Source organism: Streptomyces sp. SID12488, from assembly GCF_010548275.1.
In the GTDB taxonomy this organism is placed as follows: domain Bacteria; phylum Actinomycetota; class Actinomycetes; order Streptomycetales; family Streptomycetaceae; genus Streptomyces.
In genome coordinates, this window is the sequence record NZ_JAAGLT010000005.1 from 134,864 (window position 1) to 157,121 (window position 22,258).

A 22,258-nucleotide genomic window follows, 5' to 3' on the forward strand; every position below is an offset into this window, starting at 1 on the left:
CTTCGGTCGCGCGGGATGCGGACAGCATCCCTGCCGGTCGCCTATGTTGGCCGTGACGAAACTGTGGACGATGCCCGGGGGTGCAGAGCCCTCCGCAGGCATCATGTGGAGGAGGCGCTGTGAGCAGCGACCCGTGGGGCCGCGTCGACGAGACGGGGACCGTGTACGTGCGTACTGCCGACGGTGAGCAGGTCGTCGGTTCCTGGCAGGCCGGCTCCCCCGAGGAGGCGTTGGCCTACTTCGAGCGCAAGTACGAGGGCCTGGTTGTCGAGATCGGCCTCCTCGAAAAGCGAGTCAAGACCACCGACCTGTCCGCGAAGGACGCCCAGGTGGCGATCGACCACATCCGCGAGCAGGTGGACGCCCACCACGCGGTCGGCGATCTGGTCGCGCTGAGGGTCCGGCTGGACAAGCTCGTCGAGACGGTCGAGACCCGCCGCGAGGAGCGCAAGCAGCAGCGGGCCAAGCAGTCCGACGAGGCGCGGGGCGCCAAGGAGGCGCTTGTCGTCGAGGCGGAGGAGCTGGCGCAGTCCGATCAGTGGCGGTCCGCCGGTGAGCGGCTGCGCGCGCTGGTGGACACCTGGAAGGGGCTGCCTCGGCTCGACCGGAAGTCGGACGACGAGCTGTGGCACCGCTTCTCGCACGCCCGCTCGGCGTTCTCCAAGCGCCGCAAGGCGCACTTCGCGTCCCTGGACGCGCAGCGTGAGGACGCCCGCAAGACCAAGGAGAAGCTGGTCGCGGAGGCCGAGGGACTGTCGGCGTCGACCGACTGGGGTCCTACGGCGGCGCGCTACCGCGAGCTGATGACGGACTGGAAGGCCGCGGGCCGTGCCCAGCGCGAGCACGAGGACGACCTGTGGAACCGCTTCCGCGGCGCCCAGGACGTGTTCTTCGCAGCGCGCAGTTCGGTCTTCGCCGAGCGGGACGCGGAGCAGACCGAGAACCTCAAGCTCAAGGAGGAGCTGGCCGAGGAGGCCGAGAAGCTCCTGCCTATCAGCGACCTGAAGGCGGCGCGGGCAGCCTTCCGTTCGATCAACGAGCGCTGGGAGGCCATCGGTCATGTGCCGCGCGACTCGCGGCCGAAGGTCGAGGGCCGGTTGCACACGGTCGAGCGGGCCCTTCAGGAGTCCGAGGACACCGAGTGGCGCCGGACGAACCCGGAGGCACGCGCGCGTGCCGAGGGTCTGACCGGTCAGCTCCAGGCGGCCGTGGACAAGCTCGGGGGCCAGATCGAGACGGCCCGCGCGCAGGGCAACAACGCCAGGGCCGACAAGCTCCAGAAGGAGCTGGACGGCCGTCAGGCGCTGCTGGACCAAGCGCTCAAGGCCGTACAGGAGTTCGGCGGCTAGGTCTTCCCCGCCGGTTTTCTCGCACGCTGTCACGCAGAGGGGCTCCCGTACATCTCGTACGGGAGCCCCTCTGCGTAGTTACGTGCGTACCTGTGTACCGCTTGTGGTCACGGCCTGCGGGCCGAGGTCACCCGGTACACGTCGTACACGCCCTCGACGCCCCTGACGGCCTTCAGGACGTGTCCCAGGTGCTTGGGGTCGCCCATCTCGAAGGTGAAGCGCGAGGTGGCCACCCGGTCCCTCGACGTCTGAACGGCCGCCGACAGGATGTTGACGTGCTGGTCGGACAGGACACGGGTCACGTCCGAGAGGAGGCGGGAGCGGTCCAGGGCCTCGACCTGGATGGCGACCAGGAACACCGAGGACTGGGTGGGCGCCCACTCGACCTCGAGGATGCGCTCGGGCTCCCGGTTCAGTGACTCGATGTTGACACAGTCGTTGCGGTGAACCGATACGCCGCTACCGCGCGTGACGAAACCGATGATGGGGTCGCCGGGTACGGGCGTGCAGCAGCGGGCGAGCTTCACCCAGACGTCGTCGACGCCCTTGACGACCACACCCGGGTCGTTGTTGGTGCGCCGCTTGCGGCCACGGGCGGGCGGAACGGACTCGTCGATCTCCTCGGTGGCCGCCTCCTCGCCGCCGAGCGCCTGCACGAGCTTCTGTACGACGTTCTGCGCGGCCACATGACCCTCGCCGATCGCCGCGTACAGGGACGAGATGTCCGGGTAGCGCATCTCGTGGGCGAGGGTGACGAGGGAGTCGCCGGTGAGGATGCGCTGGATCGGCAGGTTCTGCTTGCGCATCGCGCGCGCGATGGCGTCCTTGCCCTGTTCGATCGCCTCGTCGCGCCGTTCCTTGGAGAACCAGGCGCGGATCTTGTTGCGGGCGCGCGGCGACTTGACGAAGCCGAGCCAGTCGCGGGAGGGCCCCGCGCCGGCCGCCTTGGAGGTGAAGACCTCCACCAGGTCGCCGTTGTCCAAGGTGGATTCGAGCGGTACGAGGCGGCCGTTGACCCGTGCCCCTATGGTCCGGTGGCCGACCTCGGTGTGCACCGCGTACGAGAAGTCGACCGGGGTCGCGCCCGCCGGAAGCGCTATCACGTCGCCCTTGGGCGTGAAGACGAAGACCTCGTTGCGGGACAGGTCGAAGCGCAGGGACTCCAGGAACTCGCTGGGGTCCTCGGTCTCCTTCTGCCAGTCAAGCAGCTGCCGCAGCCAGGCCATGTCGTTGAGGTGGTCGTCCTTGCCGGTGGTTCTCGGCTGGTCCGACCGCACCTTGGAGGCGCCGGCGACGGCCTCCTGCTTGTACTTCCAGTGCGCGGCGATGCCGTACTCGGCGCGGCGGTGCATGTCGAACGTACGGATCTGGAGTTCGACGGGCTTGCCGTTGGGGCCGATGACCGTCGTGTGCAGCGACTGGTACATGTTGAACTTCGGCATCGCGATGTAGTCCTTGAACCGGCCGGGGACCGGGTTCCAGCGCGCGTGCACGGTGCCGAGGGCGGCGTAGCAGTCGCGGACCGTGTCGACAAGTACACGAATGCCCACGAGGTCGTAGATCTCCGCGAAGTCACGGCCTCGGACGATCATCTTCTGGTAGACGCTGTAGTAGTGCTTCGGGCGGCCGGTGACCCCCGCTTTGATGCGGGCCGCGCGCAGGTCGGACTGGACCTCGTCCGTCACTATGGCCAGGTATTCGTCACGCTTCGGTGCCCTCTCGGCCACCAGCCGGACGATCTCGTCGTACATCTTGGGGTAGAGGATCGCGAAGGCGAGGTCCTCCAGTTCCCACTTGATGGTGTTCATGCCCAGGCGATGGGCGAGCGGCGCGTAGATCTCCAGCGTCTCGCGCGCCTTCTTCTCCTGCTTCTCGCGCTTGAGATAGCGCATGGTGCGCATGTTGTGCAGCCGGTCGGCGAGCTTGATGACCAGGACGCGCGGGTCCTTGGCCATGGCGATGACCATCTTGCGCACGGTCTCGGCCTGTGCGGCCTCGCCGAACTTGACCTTGTCCAGCTTGGTGACGCCGTCCACGAGGAGCGCGACGGAGTCGCCGAAGTCGCGGCGGAGCTGGTCGAGGCCGTACTCGGTGTCCTCGACCGTGTCGTGCAGCAGGCCGGCCATCAGTGTCGCCGGGTCCATGCCCAGTTCGGCGAGGATCGTGGTGACGGCCAGCGGGTGGGTGATGTACGGGTCGCCGCTCTTGCGCTTCTGGCCGCGGTGCCAGCGCTCGGCGACCTGGTAGGCGTTCTCGATCTGGCGGAGCGTCGCCGTCTCGATCTTCGGATCGTTGCTGCGCACCGCCCGCAGCAACGGTTCGAGGACCGGGTTGTACGGGTTGGAGCGCTGCACTCCGAGCCGGGCCAGCCGTGCACGCACACGGTTGGGGGAGCCGGAACGGGCGGACTGGCCGGAGGCCGCCGGACGGACCGCGGGCGCGGGGGCCGGGCTGGGAGCGGGCTCGGGCGTGGCGGGTTTGGGGCGCGAGGGCTCGGGTGCCCGGTCGACGGGGGCGGACTGGGCGTGCTCGACCGGCCCGTGCGCGTCGTCGTTCGCCGCGCGCGCGGGCGTCGCCGCGGGCTCCGAGCCGGGCTCGGGCTTGGCGGCGGTCAGGGGCTGGGCCTCGTCTGCCAAGAGGACTCCTCGTGCGCGATCCGGGTCCCCAGGTCAGGCTCCGGAGCACCCATGGTAGCGATCCCGCGCTCCGGGATCGCCTTCAGGCCACTGTGAGAGCGGTCTACCGGTGGAAACCCCGGAGGCGGTCGCCGGATTCCTCCGGCCGCCCCATGGGTGGGCGAGCCGTGCGTCGGGCACAACGGAACGGGCGCCCCGGGAGGAATCCCGGGGCGCCCGTCAGGCGAAAGGATCAGGCGACGGTGTCGCCCGTCCTGCAGTTCCGCGGCGCCTGACCGGCCTGGGTGTGGCAGACCTTGAGGGTCACCTTGGTGTTCTCCCTGAGGTCGCCCGTCTTCCAGGGGCTGCAGTAGTCCGCGGAGTGACCGCTGGTCGTGGCGGAGCGGTCCCAGGTTCCGTCGCGGTTGACGTCCAACCAGGCGGTGACTCCCCAGGTGTCCCCCGTGAAGTCACAGGCTCGGATGGCGTCCCCGGGCACATCCTGGCTCTCGCCGGGGTGGTCGACCGGGTCCTGGTTGAAGTTGCCCCAGTCGGTGGAGTTGCCGACGGGGCGCACCCCGAGGAGCAGGCCCGTGCCCGCCTGTGCGGGGCTCGTCGCGAGCCCGAGGAAGGTGGCGGCGGCAACCGCGGTGACGACTGGCAAAGCTCGCAGACGCATAAAAAATCCCCCTAGATCATTTACCACAAGGCCATCGGGGGATGACGAAGAGCACGCCATAGGGCGTCGGCATACACCTGTTCTCTCGTTCCCCCTGCGCCTCGACCAGTGGTCATCTGGTCAATGTGGCGCGCGATCATCAAATACTAATGGATCCGTACATGTCAATCACGTTCTTGAGTGCTGCTCGACCAGGCACTGAGTATGTTTCGCGGAGGAACACGAAGGGGGCGAAAAGACCTGTGCTTCCGCAGTACGCCGATATCAGCGCACTGCGGAAGCACAGGTCATGGGCCGTCAGAGTCCGTTCAGAGCAGGATCAGCGACTCCAGCGGAGCGCCGTCCAACACGGACTCCAGCCGTTCCCGGCCGGCCAGGAAGCCCAGCTCCATGAGGACCGCCACGCCCGCGACCTCGGCGCCCGCGCGGCGGATCAGCTGGAGGGATGCCTCGGCGGTGCCGCCCGTGGCCAGTACGTCGTCGATCACCAGGACGCGGTCTCCCGCGTTCAGGTCCTCGGCGTGCACCTCGATCTCGGCGGAGCCGTACTCCAGGTCGTACGCCTGGCTGAGCGTGGCTCCGGGGAGCTTGCCCGCCTTGCGTACGGGGATGAAGCCCAGGCCGGCCCGGACCGCCACCGGGGCGCCCAGGATGAAGCCGCGGGCCTCCAGGCCGACGATCTTCGTGGCACCGCTGCGGACAGCGATGTCGGCCAAGGCGTCGGTGAGTGCGGTGAACGCCGCGGGGTCCGCCAGGAGCGGTGTGATGTCCTTGAACATCACACCCGGCTTCGGGTAGTCCGCCACATCACGGATACGGCTGAGCAGCAGCTCCTTGACCGCGGTCATCGGCGCTTGCCCGAGGGCCGGCCCCGACCCCGGTTGCGGGAGGCCGGCTGGTTGCGCGGACCGACGACCGCCGGAGCGGCGTCGTCGTCCTCGTCGTACGGCTGCTCGTCACTGACCCGGGACGCCGGGGCATCACCCTGCGCCGCGGCCTGCGCCCTCTTGGCCAGGACTCGCTTCCTGAGGGCCTTCATCTGCGGCTCGCGCTCCTTGAGGTCGGCGACGAGCGGCGTGGCGATGAAGATCGAGGAGTACGCACCGGCCGCGAGGCCGACGAACAGCGACAGCGAGATGTCGTTGAGCATGCCAGCGCCGAGCACACCGCCACCGATGAACAGCAGGCCGGCGACCGGGAGGAGCGCGACCACCGTGGTGTTGATGGAGCGGACCAGGGTGCCGTTGATCGACCGGTCGGCGATCTCGCTGTAGGTCCAGCGGGTCTGCTTGGTGATGTCCTTGGTCTGCTCCTTGAGACTGTCGAAGACGACGACCGTGTCGTAGAGCGAGTAACCGAGGATCGTGAGCAGACCGATCACCGTGCCTGGCGTGACCTCGAAGCCGACGAGGGCGTAGATGCCGACCGTGATGGTGATGTCGTGGATGAGCGCCACGAGCGCCGCGATGGCCATGCGCCATTCGAAGGCGATGGCTAGATAGATCACCACAAGGATCATGAAGATCACCAGGCCCTGCCAGGCCTTGTTCGCGACCTGGTCACCCCAACTGGGGCCGACCAGCTCGCCGGTGATGTCCTTCTCCGGAATGCCGAAGTCGGTGGCGAGCTTCGCCGAGACCTTGTCCGCCGCCGCCGTGTCGATGGTGGCGACCTGGATGCGCAGGCCGTCCTTGCCGAGCTTCTGCACGATCGCGTCGTGGCCGGAAGCCGCTTCCGCGTACTTCTCGGCCTGGCTCACCGAGACGCTGGTCTTTTCGATGGTGAAGACGGCGCCGCCCTCGAACTCGATGCCCATGTTCAGGCCGCGCACCGACAGGCCGAGGATGGCCGTGATGGTGATCAGGATCGAGATGCCGTACCAGATGAAACGCTTGCCGACGAAGTCGTAGCCGATCTCGCCGCGGTGGAGCCGGGCGCCGAGTGTGCCGAGTTTCGACATCTCACGCCTCCTTCATGTCGACGGGCGCGGACGCGCGACGGGTGCGACGGAGCGGCGGTTGGGCGCCCAGGCGCTGCGGGTCGAGGCCGGACCAGCGGTGGCCCTCCGCGAAGAACTTCTTGCGGGCGAGGATCGTCATCAGCGGCTTGGTGAAGAAGAAGACGACGACCACGTCGAGCAGGGTGGTCAGACCGAGCGTGAACGCGAAGCCCTGGACCTTGCCGACGGTGACGATGAAGAGCACCGCGGCGGCCAGGAAGGACACGAAGTCGGAGACCAGGATGGTGCGCCGGGCGCGCGGCCAGGCCCGCTCGACGGCGGGCCGCAGCGTACGGCCCTCCCGGATCTCGTCCCGGATGCGTTCGAAGAACACGATGAACGAGTCCGCGGTGATACCGATCGCGACGATCGCACCACAGACGGCCGGCAGGTTCAGCGCGAAGCCGATGGCTGGACCGAGCAGCGACATGATCACGTACGTGAGGGCAGCAGAGACCAGGAGGGAGGCGATGGCGACGGTCGACAGGCCCCGGTAGTAGACCACCAGGTAGATGACGACCAGGGCCAGGCCGATCGCACCCGCGATCAGACCCGCGTGCAACTGCTCGCCGCCGAGCGCGGGGCTCACCGTGCTGACGCTGTCCGTCTTGAAGGTGAGCGGCAGGGCACCGTACGACAGCATGTTCGCCAGGTCCTGGGCTTCGGTCTGGCTGAAGCTGCCGGAGATCTGCGCGGAGCCGCCCGAGATCGATGTGCTCACATACGGGTTGGAGACGACCTCACCGTCGAGGACGATGCCGAACTCGTTCTGCGGGGCCTGGTTCTGGGCGAGGCGGCCGGTGACATCGGCGAACTGCTTGCTTCCCTTGGACGTGAAGTCCATGGTGACCTGCCAGCCGGCGGCACCCTGCGTGTCGAAGACGGCCTGGGCCTTCTTGACCTCGGTGCCGGACACCTCGGCCGGGCCCAGGATGAACTTCTGCCACTGGCCCTGCGAGTCCTTGCCACAGGCCACGGTGGGCTCGGTGGGCTTGACGCCGTCACCGGTGACGGCGCGGACGGCCCTCTTGGTGCAGTCGAGCGCCGCGTACTTCGCCTGGAGCGCCGCGGTCGCCGCGTCGGGCGTGACGGCAGCCGAGGGCGACGTGCTGGCGTCCGCGGACTGCGTACCGCTCGGCGTGGGGGTCGCATCGGCCTTCAGGGCGTCGGTGACCGGGCGGCCCTGAGAGGTGGCGCTGGCCGACGGGCTGGGCGAGCCGGAAGACGACGAGGTCGCCTTGTCACCGGTTGCCGAGGCCGACGGCGAAGGGCTGCCGGACGTGCTCGCGCTCGGCGTGGGGCTGGCCGTCGCGGCGCCGCCCTGGACCTCCAGAGCCAGAACCGGTCGGAAGTAGAGCTTGGCGGTGGTGCCTACCTGATCCCGGGCCTGCTTGGAGTTCGTGCCCTTGGGGATGTTGACGATGATGTTGCGATCGCCCTGTGTCTGCACCTCGGCCTCGGAGACGCCCAGACCGTTGACACGGCGGTTCATGATGTCGACCGCGATGTCCATGTTGGTCTTGTTGATGGCGGATTCCTGGCCGCTCTTGGCACCGAGCGTGATGCTCGTACCACCGGCCAGGTCGATACCGAGACGCGGAGTCGTGTGCCCCGAGAGGAACATGCCTCCGGTGAGCGCCACGATGGCGATCAGAATGAGGGCCAGCGAGCGTCCTGGCTTGCTCTGGGAGCTTGCGCTCCGGCCCTTCTTAGGTGCTGCCACCTTCTCGTACTCCCTCTCGGGCCGCCTCGCGCCGGGTCAGCGCGGTCGGCGGCCATGACATGGTGTCGGGACTCCTGGCGAGAACCGCACGTGCCGGGGTACGTAACGCGAGCGGATCGCGCCGCGCTCCTCCCCCGGAACACGGCTACTTCGCGTCGGACTCGCCGTCGGTCTTCTTCGGCTCTTCTTCCGCCTTCACCTCGGCGGCCTCGGTCTCTTCGGCCGGGTCGTCGGCCGCGTCCTTCTTGCCGAGGTCGATGGGCTTGTCGTCGGAAGCGGCGGAAGCGTCGTCGGAGGGCTCGTCGGTCTCGGTGAGGGAGGAGGCGTCGTCCGGGACGACGGCTTCGTCGGTCTTCAGGTCGTGCTCGATGCCGTGAACGATGCGGTTGTACTCGTCATCGCCGAGGACGGCGCCGATGGAGTTCTTCGCGAAGAGAAGCTCCACACCCGGGCCCGCGTCAAGGAGGACCGTCTCCTCGTTGACCTCCTTGACCGTCGCGTACATGCCCCCGATCGTGCGGACACCAGTGCCGGGCTGCATGTCGTTGCGCATCTGCGCGGCGGCCTGCTGCTTGCGCTTGGCCGAGCGGGTCATCAGGAACATGGCCCCGATGAGCACGATGAACGGGAGGAGGGTCACAGGATTCACGGGACGGGATTTCCTTCGCACTACCGCGGCGGTGAGCGGCCTGTTGGATGGGGGTGTGGTCGGCGCCACCTGCAAAGCTACAAAGGCGGCATCGGCGGAGTCTAAGCGAGTCCGCACTCCAGGAACAACGCTCAGCATGGCACCACGGTTCCTGAGCCTGCGAGCAGCCGCGCCCTCACGCCCCGAACAGGTCCTGTTGTCCGCTTCCCCCCGTTGTGGAACGTGGCGGCGTGAGGCCGAGATGCGCCCATGCGGCGGGCGTCGCGACTCGTCCGCGCGGGGTACGGGCCAGCAGTCCCTCCCGTACGAGGAAGGGCTCGGCGACCTCCTCGACGGTCTCCCGCTCCTCCCCCACCGCGATGGCCAGCGTGGAGAGCCCGACCGGGCCGCCGCCGAACAGCTTGAGCAGCGCTTCGAGAACACCTCTGTCGAGGCGATCGAGACCGCGGGCGTCGACCTCGTAGACCTTCAGGGCCGCCCGCGCGATGTCGGGCGTGATGACGCCGTCGGCCTTCACCTGCGCGTAGTCCCGGACGCGGCGCAGTAGGCGGTTGGCGATACGGGGGGTACCGCGCGAGCGGCCGGCGATCTCGGCGGCGCCGTCGGCACCGATCTCCACGTCGAGGAGGTTCGCGGAGCGGTGGATGACGCGCTGCAGCTCGGCCGGTTCGTAGAACTCCATGTGCGCGGTGAAGCCGAAGCGGTCGCGCAGCGGGGGCGGCAGCAGTCCCGCGCGCGTGGTGGCGCCGACCAGTGTGAACGGGGGCAGTTCGAGGGGGATGGCGGTGGCTCCCGGGCCCTTGCCGACGATCACGTCGACGCGGAAGTCCTCCATCGCCATGTAGAGCATCTCCTCGGCCGGCCGGGACATGCGGTGGATCTCGTCGAGGAAGAGGACCTCTCCCTCCTGGAGGGAGGAGAGGATCGCCGCGAGGTCGCCGGCGTGCTGGATGGCGGGGCCGCTGGTGATGCGGATGGGGGCGCCCATCTCGGCCGCGATGATCATCGACAGGGTGGTCTTGCCGAGGCCGGGGGCACCGGAGAGCAGCACGTGGTCGGCGGTGGCGCCACGCGCGCGTGCGGCACGCAGGACGAGGTCGAGCTGTGCGCGGACCTTCTCCTGGCCGATGAACTCGTCCAGGTCCTTGGGACGCAGGGCGGCATCGACGGCCTGGTCCTCGCCGTCGGCGGACGCGGCGACGAGCCGCTCGGAGGCGGTGCTCTCGTCGGTCGTGTCGTCCCAGTTCATGCGTGTGCCTCGCGGTCGGGGTCGGTCGGGTGGTTCGTGCGGAGAGGCGTGCGGCGGTGGGGGCGCCCCAGCTCAGCCGGCTCCGTCGGTCAGCGGGCTCTGTTGAGGGTCTGCAGGGCCGCCTTCAGCAACTGGCCGATCTGGGGCGCGCCTTCGGCGGCCTCGGCCTGGGGCGTCACGGCGGCCACGGCCTCGTCGGCCTCACGGGTCGCGTACCCGAGGCCGATCAGAGCGGCGTGCAGCTGGTCGCGCCAGCCGGTGGTGACCGGGGAGCCGATGGCAGGGCCGGTGCCGAGGGGGGCGCCGAGGCGGTCCTTCAGCTCCAGGAGCAGCTTCTGGGCGCCCCTCTTACCGATACCGGGCACGGCGATCAGCGCCTTCTCGTCCGCCGTGGACACCGCGCGGCGCAGGGCGTCCGGCGAGTGGACGGCCAGCATGGCCTGAGCCAGGCGGGGGCCGACACCGCTCGCGGTCTGGAGCAGTTCGAAGGTCCGCCGCTCGTCGTCGTCCTGGAAGCCGTAAAGGGTCAGGGAGTCCTCGCGGACCACCAGGGAGGTGGCGAGTCTGGCCTGCTGTCCCATCCTGAGTCCGGAAAGGGTGTTGGGGGCGCACTGGACGGCGATGCCGATCCCGCCCACCTCGACCACCGCGGAGTCGGGAGCGAGGGCGGCGACCGGGCCGCTGACGAAGGCGATCATGCGGGGCGGCCTTTCGAGGCGGGTGCTGTTGGCGATACGTGTGCTGTTGTCGATGCGGTTGCGTTGGCGGCCTGCGCCTTGTGAAGGGCGACAGCCTGCTGGAACCGGTTCTGTGCGACGGCCTGCTGCAGGCGCGTCTGCGCGGGTGCGCGCCAGATGTGGCAGATGGCGAGCGCGAGGGCGTCGGCGGCATCGGCCGGTTTGGGCGGCGCGTCGAGCCGGAGCAGCCGGGTCACCATCGCGCCGACCTGGGCCTTGTCGGCTCGTCCACTGCCGGTGACGGCGGCCTTGACCTCGCTGGGAGTGTGCAGGGCGACGGGGATGCCACGCCGGGCCGCACACAGCATCGCGACGGCACTGGCCTGGGCCGTGCCCATCACCGTACGGACGTTGTGCTGGCTGAACACCCGCTCCACAGCGACGAATTCGGGCCGGTGTTCATCGAGCCACTGCTCGATGCCCTGCTCGATCGCGACCAGCCGCAGGCCCAACTCGGCATCGGCGGGCGTGCGTACGACTCCGACACCGACCATCGTCAACGGGCGCCCGGGGACGCCCTCCACGACACCGATCCCGCAACGGGTCAGTCCCGGGTCAACTCCGAGTACGCGCACCCGCCCCACCCCTCTGTCCGGTCGCGGTCCGTCGACGGTGATCTTTGACTGCCGTCAGGCTATCCGCTGCCACTGACAACAGCGGCGGGCCGGTAGGACGTGTCCCACCGGCCCGCCGGAACCGCTCGCTTCGAGTCGGCGCTACGCGTCGACCTTCTCCATGACCTCGTCGCTGACGTCGAAGTTGGCGAAGACGTTCTGCACGTCGTCGCTGTCCTCGAGCGCGTCGATCAGCTTGAAGATCTTCCTGGCACCGTCCTCGTCGAGCTCGACCTGCATGGTCGGGACGAAGTTGGCGTCGGCGGAGTCGTAGTCGATACCGGCCTCCTGGAGCGCGGTGCGCACCGCGACCAGGTCGGTGGCCTCGGAGATGACCTCGAAGGAGTCACCGTGGTCGTTGACCTCCTCGGCGCCTGCCTCCAGCACGGCGCCCAGGACGTCGTCCTCGGCCAGCTCACCCTTGGGGACGACGATGACGCCCTTGCGGTGGAAGAGGTACGAGACGGAGCCCGGGTCGGCCATGTTGCCGCCGTTGCGCGTCATGGCGACGCGGACGTCCGAGGCGGCGCGGTTGCGGTTGTCGGTGAGGCACTCGATGAGTACCGCGACACCGTTGGGGCCGTAGCCCTCGTACATGATCGTCTCGTAGTCGGCGCCACCGGCTTCGAGGCCGGCGCCGCGCTTGACAGCGGAGTCGATGTTCTTGTTCGGTACCGAGCTCTTCTTGGCCTTCTGGATGGCGTCGAACAGCGTGGGGTTGCCGGACACATCGGCGCCACCCGTACGCGCCGCGACCTCGATGTTTTTGATCATCTTCGCGAAGAGCTTGCCGCGCTTGGCGTCGATCACGGCCTTCTTGTGCTTCGTCGTAGCCCATTTAGAGTGGCCGGACATCTGCCTGTCTCCTTCGCGTAACCCATCTCTGTACGAACCCCAGAGATCCTACAAGGACTCCGCTGTACGGTCCGCGCCCACCGCGCGTGCCATGTGGGCCCGCACCATGCCGACGAACAGGGAGTGGACGCGGTGGTCGCCGGTCAGTTCCGGGTGGAACGACGTGGCGAGCGCGTTGCCCTGGCGTACGGCGACGATGTGACCGGCGTGCTCGGCGAGCACCTCGGCCTCGGCGCCCACGGACTCGACCCAGGGGGCACGGATGAAGACGCCTTCTACAGGATCGCCCTCCACGCCCTTCACGTCGACCACCGCTTCGAAGGACTCGTTCTGGCGTCCGAAGGCGTTGCGGCGCACGATCATGTCGATGCCGCCGACGGTTTCCTGCCCCGAACGCGGGTCGAGGATCTTGTCGGCGAGCATGATCATGCCGGCGCAGGTGCCGTACACGGGCATTCCGGCGCGCACGCGCGCGCGGAGGGGCTCCATCACGCCGAAGAGGACGGCCAGCTTGGAGATGGTGGTGGACTCACCGCCGGGGATGATCAGGCCGTCCACCTCGGCCAGTTCCTCGGGGCGCCGCACCGGCCTGGCCAGGGCGTCCGCCTCGGCCAGGGCGATGAGGTGCTCCTGCACGTCGCCCTGGAGCGCCAGGACGCCGATGACGGGAGTGTCGTACACGGATGACATGAGTGCTACCAGCCCCGGTTCGCGTAGCGCTCGGCCTCGGGGAGGGTGTCGCAGTTGATGCCGACCATGGCCTCGCCGAGGTTTCGGGACGCGTCCGCGATGATCTTCGGGTCGTCGTAGAAGGTGGTCGCCTTCACGATGGCGGCGGCGCGCTTGGCGGGGTCGCCGGACTTGAAGATGCCGGAGCCGACGAAGACGCCCTCGGCGCCCAGCTGGCGCATGAGCGCGGCGTCGGCGGGGGTCGCGACACCGCCGGCGGAGAACAGCACGACCGGCAGCTTGCCGAGCTCGGCGACTTCCTGGACGAGCTCGTACGGGGCGCGCAGGTCCTTGGCGGCGGCGTACAGCTCGTTGTTGTCGTAGCCGCGCAGACGGGCGATCTCGTTCTTGATCTGCCTCAGGTGGCGGACGGCCTCGACGACGTTGCCGGTACCGGCCTCGCCCTTGGAACGGATCATCGCGGCGCCCTCGGCGATACGGCGCAGGGCCTCACCGAGGTTGGTGGCACCACAGACGAAGGGGGTGGTGAAGGCCCACTTGTCGGAGTGGTTGACCTCGTCGGCGGGGGTCAGCACCTCGGACTCGTCGATGTAGTCGACGCCGAGGGACTGCAGGACCTGGGCCTCGACGAAGTGGCCGATGCGGGACTTCGCCATGACCGGGATGGACACGGCCTCGATGATGCCCTCGATCATGTCCGGGTCGGACATCCGGGCCACGCCGCCGTCCTTGCGGATGTCCGCCGGGACGCGCTCCAGGGCCATGACGGCGACGGCGCCGGCGTCCTCGGCGATCTTGGCCTGCTCGGCGTTGACCACGTCCATGATCACACCGCCCTTGAGCTGCTCGGCCATGCCGCGCTTCACGCGGGCGGTGCCGGTCTCGGGCGACTGGGCGAAGTTGGAGAGCGTGCTGGACACGGTTTGACCTCACTCGGTGAAAGAGGGCTGCTGCAGTACCGAGCAAACGGGAGGGAACCAGTCCACAGCAAGAGCCAATGGGGAGCCGGTGGATCGTTTTCGCCCCCGAGGCTGATTTTCGGCCCGTCCCGCGGGGGCAGGGAAACCGCATCTACGCCGGCGCGCGCTCCGCCAGAGCCGTCGGCGCCTCGTCGTCCATCTCGAACGCCAGTGGGAACGCAGCATGCCCCGCCAGCCGGAACCACCGCACCTTCCGATGCCGCCGCAACGCCCGCGCCGCCCGCACCGCGTCGTTGTGGAACCGCCGGGCCATCGGCACCCTGCGCACCGCCTCGGTCAGCTCCCGCGCCGCCGCCTCCCCGCCGGGCACCTCCCGCAGCGCCTCGACCTGCGCCACCTCCCCGAAGACGGCACGCAGCGCCTGGCTCAACTCGCTCTCGGCGACCTCACGCTGCTCCTCCTCGGCCTGCCGCGCGGCGTGCGCCGCCTCGTACAGCACGATCGAGGCGGCCGGGTCGAGGACACCCGACGTCGCCAGTTCCTGGGCGACGGAAGCCCGGCGCAGCAACTGCGCGTCGAGACCCGCGCGCGTGGCGTCGATGCGGGCGTGCAGCCGGTCGAGCCGCCCTGCGGTCCAGCTCAGGTAGAGGCCGATCGCGACGAGCCCGACAAGGATCCAGATGAGGGTTGGGGTCACGGGCGGCAACGCTACATGGGCGCTCCGCTGGCTCCGTGGAGTCCCTCACCTGGGCGCCCCCTGGGGGCTGCCGCCCCCAGACCCCCGCTTCGGCCTGAACGGCCTCGTCCTCGAGCGCCGGACGGGCTGGATGGTGCCCGCCGACCGCTGAGGGGTGCGTCCTCCCTCAGTCCCGGGCCGCCAACCCCAGCCGCGCCCGCAGCCCCGTCGCCGTGCGCTCGTCCGCCGCGACGGCAGTCGTGCCGTCCGTCACCGTCTCGTACACGGACAGGATGTCCGCCCCCACCGTCGACCAGTCGAACCGCCGCACATGGGCGCTGCCCCGCTGCCGCAGCTCGGCCCGGCGGGCGGGGTCGCCCAGCAGCCGTACGGCCGCGTCGGCCAGGGCGTCCGCGTCCTCGTTCGTGAAAAGCTCGCCCGCCGCTCCCTGGTCCAGGACCTGGACGAAGGCGTCGAGATCCGAGGCCAGGACCGGTGCGCCCGCCGACAGCGCCTCGACCAGGATGATGCCGAAGCTCTCGCCGCCGGTGTTGGGGGCGATGTACACGTCCACGCTGCGCAGCAGCCGTGCCTTGTCCTCGTCGCTGACCATGCCCAGGAACTCGACGCGCGAGCGCAGCTCCGACGGCAGGCCCTCCAGTGCCTCCTCCTCGTCGCCGCGGCCCGCGATCAGCAACCTCGTCTCGGGACGGGCGGCGAGAATCTTCGGAAGCGCCTTCATCAGGACCGGCAGACCCTTGCGGGGTTCGTTGATGCGGCCGATGAAGCCGATCGTGTCGCCCTGCCACTCGGGTTTCGGCTTGGCGCCTGCGAACGAGTCGACGTCGACACCGTTCGGGATGACGACCGCGTCACCGCCCAGGTGTTCGACCAGCGTGCGCCGGGCGTACTCGCTCACCGCGATCCGGGCACTGATCTTCTCCAGGGCGGCCTGCAGCATCGAGTACGCGGCGATCATGGCCCGGGAGCGCGGATTCGAGGTGTGGAAGGTGGCCACGATCGGGCCCTGCGCCGCCCAGCAGGCCAGCAGGCCGAGCGAGGGCGAGGCCGGCTCATGGATGTGGAGCACGTCGAACGCGCCGTCGTGCAGCCACCGCCGCACCCGGGCCGCCGACAGGAAGCCGAAGTTGAGGCGGGCCACCGAGCCGTTGTACGGCACCGGGATGGCACGACCCGCCGAGACGACGTACGGCGGCAGGGGGGTGTCGTCATCGGCGGGGGCGAGGACGGAGACGTCGTGGCCCAGGCGGATGAAGTACTCGGCCAGGTCGCGAATGTGGAACTGGACGCCCCCCGGCACGTCCCAGGAGTACGGGCAGACGATGCCGATCTTCACGGGGTCCCCTTCGCCGGATCCTTGGCGGAATCCTTGACGGGATCCTTCGCGGGGTCGAGATCCGCGAGCCACAGTCGCTGCAGCATGTGCCAGTCCTCCGGGTGGTCGGCGATTCCCGTGGCGAAGGCATCGGCCAGCGCCTGTGTCATGACTGACGTCTTTTCGGCCTTCGTACCTGTCTCGGGTACCTCGATCGGGGGATAGACACGGCCTTTCATGATCGGAGAGTCGTCGAACCACAGGGTCACCGGGAGCAGGAGCGCGCCGGTCTGCTGGGCCAGCAGGGCCGGACCGGCGGGCATCCGGGCCGCGTCGCCGAAGAACTTCACCTCGACGCCCGAGGCTGACAGGTCCCGGTCGGCGACCAGGCAGACCAGTCCGCCGTCCCGCAGCCGCCGCGCCAGGGTGCCGAACGTGGTGCCGCCGCTGTGCGGCAGGACCTCCATGCCCAGGCTCTCGCGGTAGGCGACGAAACGGTCGTACACCGTCTCCGGCTTCAGCCGCTCGGCGACCGTCGTGAACGGTGTCTCCAGTTTGGTGGTCACCCAGGCACCGGCCAGGTCCCAGTTGCCCAGGTGCGGAAGCGCGAGGATCACCCCCCGGCCCGAGGCCAGACCGTCGGTCAGGTGGTGCATGTCCGTACCGTCGAAGCCCGCCTTCACCCGCTCCGGGCTCCACGCGGGCAGTCGGAAGGACTCCATCCAGTAGCGCAGGTACGAACGCATACCCGCGCGGGACAGTTCGGCGAGGCGCTCCGGTGTCGCGTCGGGCACCACGCGCGCGTAGTTCGACTCGAGCCGCAGGACGCGCTCCCCACGCCGTTTCCAGGCGAGGTCGGCGATGGTCCGCCCGAGCCGGACGGCGACGGGCTCCGGGAGCTTCTTGACGACGCTCCAGCCCACCGCGTAGGCCCCGTCGGTCAGCCGGTCCCGCAGGTCGCTCACGATGCCGTCCCGCTGCTCTGCGTGGTGCTCCCGCTCTCGGCTGCCGCGTCCGCCTCCGCGGACTCCCGGCGGACCGTGACGACACGCTGGATCAGCGTGACCAGGCTGCCGACGGCGACGATCCACAGGGCGACCGGCAGCAGGTACTGGATGCCGGGCACCCCGAACTTGTGCATACCCGAGAGACCGGCCGCGACCAGGGAGATCACCAGGCGCTCGGCGCGCTCGATCAGGCCGTTGACGGCGACCGGCAGGCCGATCGACTCGCCCCGCGCCTTGGTGTACGAGACCACCTGGCCGCTGGTCAGACAGAAGATGGAGACCGCGCACAGGACGATGTCGTTCCCGCCGCCCGCGTACCAGAGGGCGAAGCCGCCGAAGACCGCGCCGTCGGCCACCCGGTCGAGGGTGGAGTCCAGGAAGGCGCCCCAACGACTGGAACGGCCCAGCTGGCGAGCCATGTTGCCGTCGACGAGGTCCGAGAAGACGAACAGCGTGATGACGATCGTGCCCCAGAAGAGCTCGCCCCTGGGGTAGAAGACCAGCGCGCCCGCGATCACTCCGGCGGTGCCGAGGAGCGTGACCGTGTCGGGGCTGACGCCCCGGCGGATGAGAAACGCTGCGAACGGTGTGAGGACACGCGTGAAGAATGCACGCGCGTACTTGTTCAGCATGGCCTTCCCGAGGGTCGGTGTGGCCGCGCGGCCCCTAGTGGCCACCGGCTGGCCCATCGTAGCCACGCGCGCGCATGTGCGACGTTCGGGCACCCGCACCCCCGTGTCACGGCCTGACGCCATCCGGGTCACAGCGGGATGTCGGCAGCCCGGATCACCGCACGCACTTCGTCCCGTCCGCGCGATCACGTCCGTCGTATGGACGCACCGTGACCCGAGTGCAAAGCTCGAAAGCACCGCGGGCGTCACCGGAGCCGCCACCGCACGCGGCTTCGGCACGTCCGCGCCCACAGTGACCTCACCGTGCACGGGAGGCAGGACCATGGGCGACAAGGCGAACGCACACCCCGGAGCCGCCGGCAGGGCTACGGCGGCCGACCACCCCGCGTCCATACGGAATGTGGTGCTGGTCGGCCACTCCGGATCGGGCAAGACGACTCTGGTGGAGGCTCTCGCGCTGACTGCGGGGGCCGTCAACCGGGCGGGCCGTGTGGAGGACGGCGGCACCGTCTCCGACTACGACGAGATCGAGCACCGGCAGCACCGCTCGGTACAGCTCTCGCTGGTACCCGTCGAATGGGGCGGATACAAGATCAATATTCTGGACACTCCCGGATACGCCGACTTCGTCGGGGAGCTCAGGGCCGGTCTGCGCGCGGCGGACGCGGCCCTTTTCGTCGTCTCGGCCGCGGACGGGGTGGACGGCTCGACGCGGATGGTGTGGGAGGAGTGCGCGGCAGTAGGCATGCCGCGGGCCATCGTCGTCACGCATCTGGAGTCAGCGCGCGCGGACTTCGACGACATGACCCGCACCTGCGCGGAGGCCTTCGGCGCGGACGACCCCGACGCCGTACTGCCGCTCTATCTGCCGCTGCACGGCGCGCCCGGGCCGGACGGGCACGCGCCCGTGACCGGGCTGACCGGGCTGCTCTCGCGGAAGCTTTTCGACTACTCCACCGGGGAGCGCAAGGAGGCCGAACCGGGCCCCGACCAGCTCCCGGCCATCGAGGAGGCACGCAACCGGCTCATCGAGGGGATCATCGCGGAGAGCGAGGACGAGACCCTCATGGACCGCTATCTGGGCGGCGAGGAGATCGGCTTCGGCACGCTGGTCGAGGACCTGGAGCGCGCCGTCGCGCGCGGAACCTTCTTCCCCGTGCTCGCCGCCGCCCCCGCCGCCGAGGGTGCCCGGCAGGGTCTGGGCACGGTGGAACTGCTGGAACTGGTCACCGGGGGCTTCCCGACCCCGCTGGAGCGCGCGGCGCCCGGGGTCACCACGGTGGACGGCCGCCCGCGCGAGCTGAAGCTCTGCGATCCGGACGGCCCGCTGGTCGCGGAGGTCGTGAAGACGGCCAGCGACCCCTACGTGGGCCGGGTGTCGCTCGTCCGCGTCTTCTCCGGCACCCTGCGGCCCGACGCGACGGTCCATGTCTCCGGGCACGGGCTCGCCGACCGCGGCCACGAGGACCACGATGTCGACGAGCGCGTCGGCGCCCTGTCCGCGCCCTTCGGCAAGCAGCAGCGCGCGCTCACGCACTGCATCGCGGGCGACCTCGCCTGCGTGGCGAAGCTGAACCACGCGGAGACCGGCGACACCCTCTCCGCGAAGAACGACCCGCTGCTGATGGAACCGTGGGAGATGCCCGACCCGCTGCTGCCGCTCGCCATCCAGGCGCACAGCAAGGCGGACGAGGACAAGCTCTCCCAGGGCCTCGGCCGGCTCGTCGCCGAGGACCCCACCATGCGCCTCGAACAGAACCCGGACACCCATCAGGTGGTCCTGTGGTGCCTGGGCGAGGCCCACGCCGACGTCGCCCTGGAACGGCTGCGCAACCGGTACGGCGTCCAGGTCGACGTCGTACCGCACAGGGTCTCCCTGCGGGAGACGTTCGGCGGCCGGTCGGCGGGGCGCGGACGCCATGTGAAGCAGTCCGGCGGGCACGGACAGTTCGCGATCTGCGCGATCGAGGTGGAGCCGTTGCCCGGCGGGTCGGGCATCGAGTTCGTGGACAAGGTCGTCGGGGGCGCCGTGCCCAGGCAGTTCATCCCGTCCGTGGAGAAGGGCGTCCGGGCCCAGGCCGGCAGGGGAGTCGCCGCCGGGTATCCGCTCATCGACATACGGATCACCCTGCTCGACGGCAAGGCGCACTCGGTGGACTCCTCCGACGCCGCCTTCCAGACCGCCGGCGCGCTCGCCCTGCGCGAGGCCGCTGCCGACGCGAAGATCCATCTCCTCGAACCCGTGGCCGAGGTGACGGTGCTGGTCGGCGACGACTACGTGGGGTCCGTGATGAGCGACCTGTCCGGGCGGCGCGGCCGGGTCGTCGGCACCGAGCAGGCGAGCGGCGGGCGGACCCTCGTACGGGCCGAGGTGCCCGAGATCGAGATCAGCCGGTACGCCGTCGATCTGCGCTCCCTCTCGCACGGCACCGCCCGCTTCGACCGCAGGTACGCGCGGCACGAGCCGATGCCGCCGCAGATCGCCGAGAGGGTCCGCGAACAGGCCCAGGGCACCCCGTAGTTGGCGGCCGGTGCCCGACAAGTGGCCTTCACGGAACGTTCCCCTCCGGATCGGCGGACGGTTTGTGCCGTCCGCCGCCCGATTGTCGGTGGCTGCGGATACGCTGATCACCTGATCAAGTTGTGACGAGATCAACGTGATGACCTGTTCAACAGGTGTGCGGGGCAAGGAAGTCGGGAAAGGCCGCAGAAGCGGGTACGGCGGCGAGGGGGCGGCACAGTGGCGGACGACGGTTTCGATTTCAGTCCCGGGGCACAGGTGCCCCTTTCGGGTTCCGCGGGCCAGACGGCGGCGACCTTCGCGCTGGCCTCGGCGGCCTACCGGGAGGACGACGAGGTCACCAAGATCCTGGAGGCGGACAACGAGTGGCACCAGTCGACGGTCAAGCCGCCCCGAGGCGCGTTCGGGAAGCTCTTCCGGCCCAAGCTCGGTGAGGCCTTCTCCCGGGCCGTGATCGACCGCATGCTGGGCGCCGGCCGCAAGCCGCTCATCCAGTCCTTCGGCACCGAGCCGCAGGTCATCGTCGAGCACGCCCTCGCGGCCCACCGCATCCGGCGCGACCGCGACAACCTGCTCTCCGCGGTGACGGTGCTGTGCGGGGTGCTCTTCCTCCCCGGCCTCCTGCTGTGGCTGCTGGTCTTCGTCGGCCGCGCGAGCGTCTCCAGGCGCGCGGACAAACGGGCCTCCGCCCTCGCCACCACCCTGCTGGTCGCCGTGGGCGCCTTCGCCGTGATCTTCCTGATCAAGATGCCGTTCACCGGCTTCTGGGCCTGGTACGCACGCGCGTGCGTCGTCCTGCCGGTCGTCGGCTGGCTGTGGGCCAAGCAGATCTGCGAGCGCACCGCGCAGGACCTCCGCGACCGCTGGGCCGGCCTGCTGTCAGGCGGTGGCGTCGGCGCCAGGATCCCCGAGGCGGTGCCCGGCAGCCCCGGCGAGACGGCCGCCGAACACCTGCGCAAGGAGCTGGCCCGGCTCAGCGCCGAGCAGCAGTCCAACTCCGTCTTCTACGCCGGCCCCAAGGGCATACTCGGCATGGGCACCCGGTGGGGCAGCTGGCAGCTCGCCGAGGACCTGGTCCCCCGGGACGCCGGCAAGGAGATCCACCCCTTCCGCAGCTGGGACGTCATACGTTCCATCCACGACCAGCTGCGCATGCTGGAGCGCGGCCCGCTCAACACCGGCGGGTTCACCAAGCCGTCCCTGAAGCACTGGATCGTCACGCCCGTCGGCGAGGGCGCGAAGGAGGTCTCCCGGCCCAGCGGCACGGACGTGGACGCCTACATGATCAAGAACCACGCGATACAGGACATCTGCAACAAGCAGCAGTTCGGCAGTGGTCAGCGCCACTACCTCGGGGTCCAGTGGACGCTCTGGGACGGCCAGTTGATCATCACGATGCTCATCACCGTCACCGTGCTGCACGAGACCCTGCGCATCGAGGTGACCGGGCACGCGCTCGGTCCGGTGCACTCCCTGTTCACCAGCAAGCCCGCGGCCAAGGAGAAGGAGGTCCAGAAGTCGGTCAGGTTCTGGGAGACCCGGAAGGTCAAGCTGCCCCTGGTCGACGCGGACGAGGTCGTACGGCTCGCCGCGCGTGCGCCGCTGACCTGGTACCCGCCGCTGCTGAACTGGCTGGGCGGCTCACTGGGCCTGCCGGAACCCTTCGGGCTGCGTCACTCGTGGGCGGACCAGCCGTGGCGGCACCGCTTCATGGCCGACGACGCGCTGCGGGCGGCCACGCCGGTACTGCGGGTCGTGCACGCGGCGGCGATGAAGGTCCTGGAGGAGAACGGCGTGGACACGGAGAAGTTCGGCAACCGCTCGTCGTTCCTCAGCACGGCGGTACAGGACGCGACGCCCCGCAAGGCCGACGTCTACGACGCGTAGGCCTCCGGCGGTTCGGCGGTTCCGGTTGGCGGGGGTGGGCGTCTCCGGGGGCTGCGCCCCCAGACCCCGCTACGGCCCTGAACGGGCCTTGTCCTCAAACGCCGGACGGGCTGGGGGTGC

Annotated in this window: 19 protein-coding genes; 3 read left to right on the plus strand and 16 right to left on the minus strand. The window is 69.6% G+C overall.

The features are described from left to right. Positions 1-119: 119 nt before the first annotated feature. Positions 120-1,349, plus strand: a complete 1,230-nt coding sequence (locus G3I56_RS10495; RefSeq protein WP_164408637.1) for a DUF349 domain-containing protein — start codon at positions 120-122, stop codon at positions 1,347-1,349. 107 nt (positions 1,350-1,456) lie between these two features. Here the strand turns inward: G3I56_RS10495 and G3I56_RS10500 are convergent, their stop codons facing one another. The 16 genes from G3I56_RS10500 to pgsA form a co-directional block, all read right to left on the minus strand. After that, positions 1,457-3,985, minus strand: coding sequence for a bifunctional (p)ppGpp synthetase/guanosine-3',5'-bis(diphosphate) 3'-pyrophosphohydrolase (locus tag G3I56_RS10500; protein ID WP_164408638.1), 2,529 nt, complete (start codon positions 3,983-3,985; stop codon positions 1,457-1,459). Positions 3,986-4,217: 232 nt separating this feature from the next. Beyond that, the gene (locus G3I56_RS10510) at positions 4,218-4,643 is read right to left on the minus strand and encodes a hypothetical protein (protein ID WP_164408640.1); all 426 of its coding nucleotides are present in this window, start codon (positions 4,641-4,643) and stop codon (positions 4,218-4,220) included. 308 nt (positions 4,644-4,951) lie between these two features. Next, positions 4,952-5,491, minus strand: a complete 540-nt coding sequence (locus G3I56_RS10515) for an adenine phosphoribosyltransferase (protein WP_164408641.1) — start codon at positions 5,489-5,491, stop codon at positions 4,952-4,954. Beyond that, complete coding sequence (secF, locus tag G3I56_RS10520; protein ID WP_164408642.1) at positions 5,488-6,603, minus strand: protein translocase subunit SecF; 1,116 nt, start codon at positions 6,601-6,603, stop codon at positions 5,488-5,490. The genes G3I56_RS10515 and secF overlap by 4 nt, the downstream gene beginning before the upstream one ends. Position 6,604: 1 nt before the next feature. Continuing rightward, entirely contained in the window at positions 6,605-8,365 is a 1,761-nt protein-coding gene (gene secD / locus G3I56_RS10525; RefSeq protein WP_164408643.1) for a protein translocase subunit SecD, read from the minus strand. 145 nt (positions 8,366-8,510) lie between these two features. After that, positions 8,511-9,014, minus strand: a complete 504-nt coding sequence (gene yajC, locus G3I56_RS10530) for a preprotein translocase subunit YajC (RefSeq protein WP_164408644.1) — start codon at positions 9,012-9,014, stop codon at positions 8,511-8,513. Positions 9,015-9,189: 175 nt separating this feature from the next. Continuing rightward, positions 9,190-10,263: a Holliday junction branch migration DNA helicase RuvB gene (gene ruvB / locus G3I56_RS10535; RefSeq protein WP_164408645.1), complete on the minus strand. Its 1,074-nt coding sequence runs from the start codon at positions 10,261-10,263 to the stop codon at positions 9,190-9,192. Between the two features lie 89 nt (positions 10,264-10,352). Continuing rightward, positions 10,353-10,961 (minus strand): Holliday junction branch migration protein RuvA, encoded by a 609-nt coding sequence (ruvA, locus tag G3I56_RS10540; RefSeq protein ID WP_164408646.1) that lies wholly within the window; start codon positions 10,959-10,961, stop codon positions 10,353-10,355. Beyond that, positions 10,958-11,575 (minus strand): crossover junction endodeoxyribonuclease RuvC, encoded by a 618-nt coding sequence (gene ruvC / locus G3I56_RS10545; RefSeq protein WP_164408647.1) that lies wholly within the window; start codon positions 11,573-11,575, stop codon positions 10,958-10,960. The genes ruvA and ruvC overlap by 4 nt, the downstream gene beginning before the upstream one ends. Before the next feature lie 141 nt (positions 11,576-11,716). After that, positions 11,717-12,469, minus strand: coding sequence for a YebC/PmpR family DNA-binding transcriptional regulator (locus G3I56_RS10550; protein WP_164408648.1), 753 nt, complete (start codon positions 12,467-12,469; stop codon positions 11,717-11,719). Between the two features lie 48 nt (positions 12,470-12,517). Then, positions 12,518-13,159: a pyridoxal 5'-phosphate synthase glutaminase subunit PdxT gene (pdxT, locus tag G3I56_RS10555; protein WP_164408649.1), complete on the minus strand. Its 642-nt coding sequence runs from the start codon at positions 13,157-13,159 to the stop codon at positions 12,518-12,520. 5 nt (positions 13,160-13,164) lie between these two features. Continuing rightward, on the minus strand, positions 13,165-14,079 hold the full coding sequence (gene pdxS, locus G3I56_RS10560; protein ID WP_164408650.1) for a pyridoxal 5'-phosphate synthase lyase subunit PdxS: 915 nt from the start codon (positions 14,077-14,079) through the stop codon (positions 13,165-13,167). A gap of 151 nt (positions 14,080-14,230) precedes the next feature. Further along, complete coding sequence (locus G3I56_RS10565) at positions 14,231-14,776, minus strand: LemA family protein (RefSeq protein WP_164408651.1); 546 nt, start codon at positions 14,774-14,776, stop codon at positions 14,231-14,233. A 166-nt stretch (positions 14,777-14,942) separates the two neighbouring features. After that, positions 14,943-16,112, minus strand: coding sequence for a glycosyltransferase family 4 protein (locus tag G3I56_RS10570; protein ID WP_164408652.1), 1,170 nt, complete (start codon positions 16,110-16,112; stop codon positions 14,943-14,945). Then, entirely contained in the window at positions 16,109-17,056 is a 948-nt protein-coding gene (locus tag G3I56_RS10575) for a phosphatidylinositol mannoside acyltransferase (protein WP_164408653.1), read from the minus strand. Before G3I56_RS10575 ends, G3I56_RS10570 begins: the two co-directional genes overlap by 4 nt. Next, positions 17,053-17,787 (minus strand): phosphatidylinositol phosphate synthase, encoded by a 735-nt coding sequence (gene pgsA / locus G3I56_RS10580; protein ID WP_164408850.1) that lies wholly within the window; start codon positions 17,785-17,787, stop codon positions 17,053-17,055. Before pgsA ends, G3I56_RS10575 begins: the two co-directional genes overlap by 4 nt. A gap of 265 nt (positions 17,788-18,052) precedes the next feature. Here pgsA and G3I56_RS10585 point away from each other — a divergent pair, with 265 nt between their 5' ends. Both G3I56_RS10585 and G3I56_RS10590 read left to right on the plus strand, forming a co-directional pair. After that, positions 18,053-20,251 carry an elongation factor G-like protein EF-G2 gene (locus G3I56_RS10585; RefSeq protein WP_164408654.1) on the plus strand — a complete coding sequence of 733 codons (2,199 nt, stop codon included), beginning with the start codon at positions 18,053-18,055 and terminating at the stop codon, positions 20,249-20,251. A 219-nt stretch (positions 20,252-20,470) separates the two neighbouring features. After that, positions 20,471-22,138 (plus strand): hypothetical protein, encoded by a 1,668-nt coding sequence (locus G3I56_RS10590; RefSeq protein WP_164408655.1) that lies wholly within the window; start codon positions 20,471-20,473, stop codon positions 22,136-22,138. Positions 22,139-22,258 lie beyond the last annotated feature (120 nt).

Coding starts and splice junctions, on each gene's coding strand:
- G3I56_RS10510 (WP_164408640.1), bottom strand. CDS start 4,643: ATGCGTCTGCGAGCTTTGCCAGTCGTCACCGCGGTTGCCGCCGCCACC.
- G3I56_RS10515 (WP_164408641.1), bottom strand. CDS start 5,491: ATGACCGCGGTCAAGGAGCTGCTGCTCAGCCGTATCCGTGATGTGGCG.
- secF (WP_164408642.1), bottom strand. CDS start 6,603: ATGTCGAAACTCGGCACACTCGGCGCCCGGCTCCACCGCGGCGAGATC.
- ruvB (WP_164408645.1), bottom strand. CDS start 10,263: ATGAACTGGGACGACACGACCGACGAGAGCACCGCCTCCGAGCGGCTC.
- ruvA (WP_164408646.1), bottom strand. CDS start 10,961: ATGATCGCCTTCGTCAGCGGCCCGGTCGCCGCCCTCGCTCCCGACTCC.
- G3I56_RS10550 (WP_164408648.1), bottom strand. CDS start 12,469: ATGTCCGGCCACTCTAAATGGGCTACGACGAAGCACAAGAAGGCCGTG.
- pdxT (WP_164408649.1), bottom strand. CDS start 13,159: ATGTCATCCGTGTACGACACTCCCGTCATCGGCGTCCTGGCGCTCCAG.
- pgsA (WP_164408850.1), bottom strand. CDS start 17,787: ATGGGCCAGCCGGTGGCCACTAGGGGCCGCGCGGCCACACCGACCCTC.
- G3I56_RS10585 (WP_164408654.1), top strand. CDS start 18,053: ATGGGCGACAAGGCGAACGCACACCCCGGAGCCGCCGGCAGGGCTACG.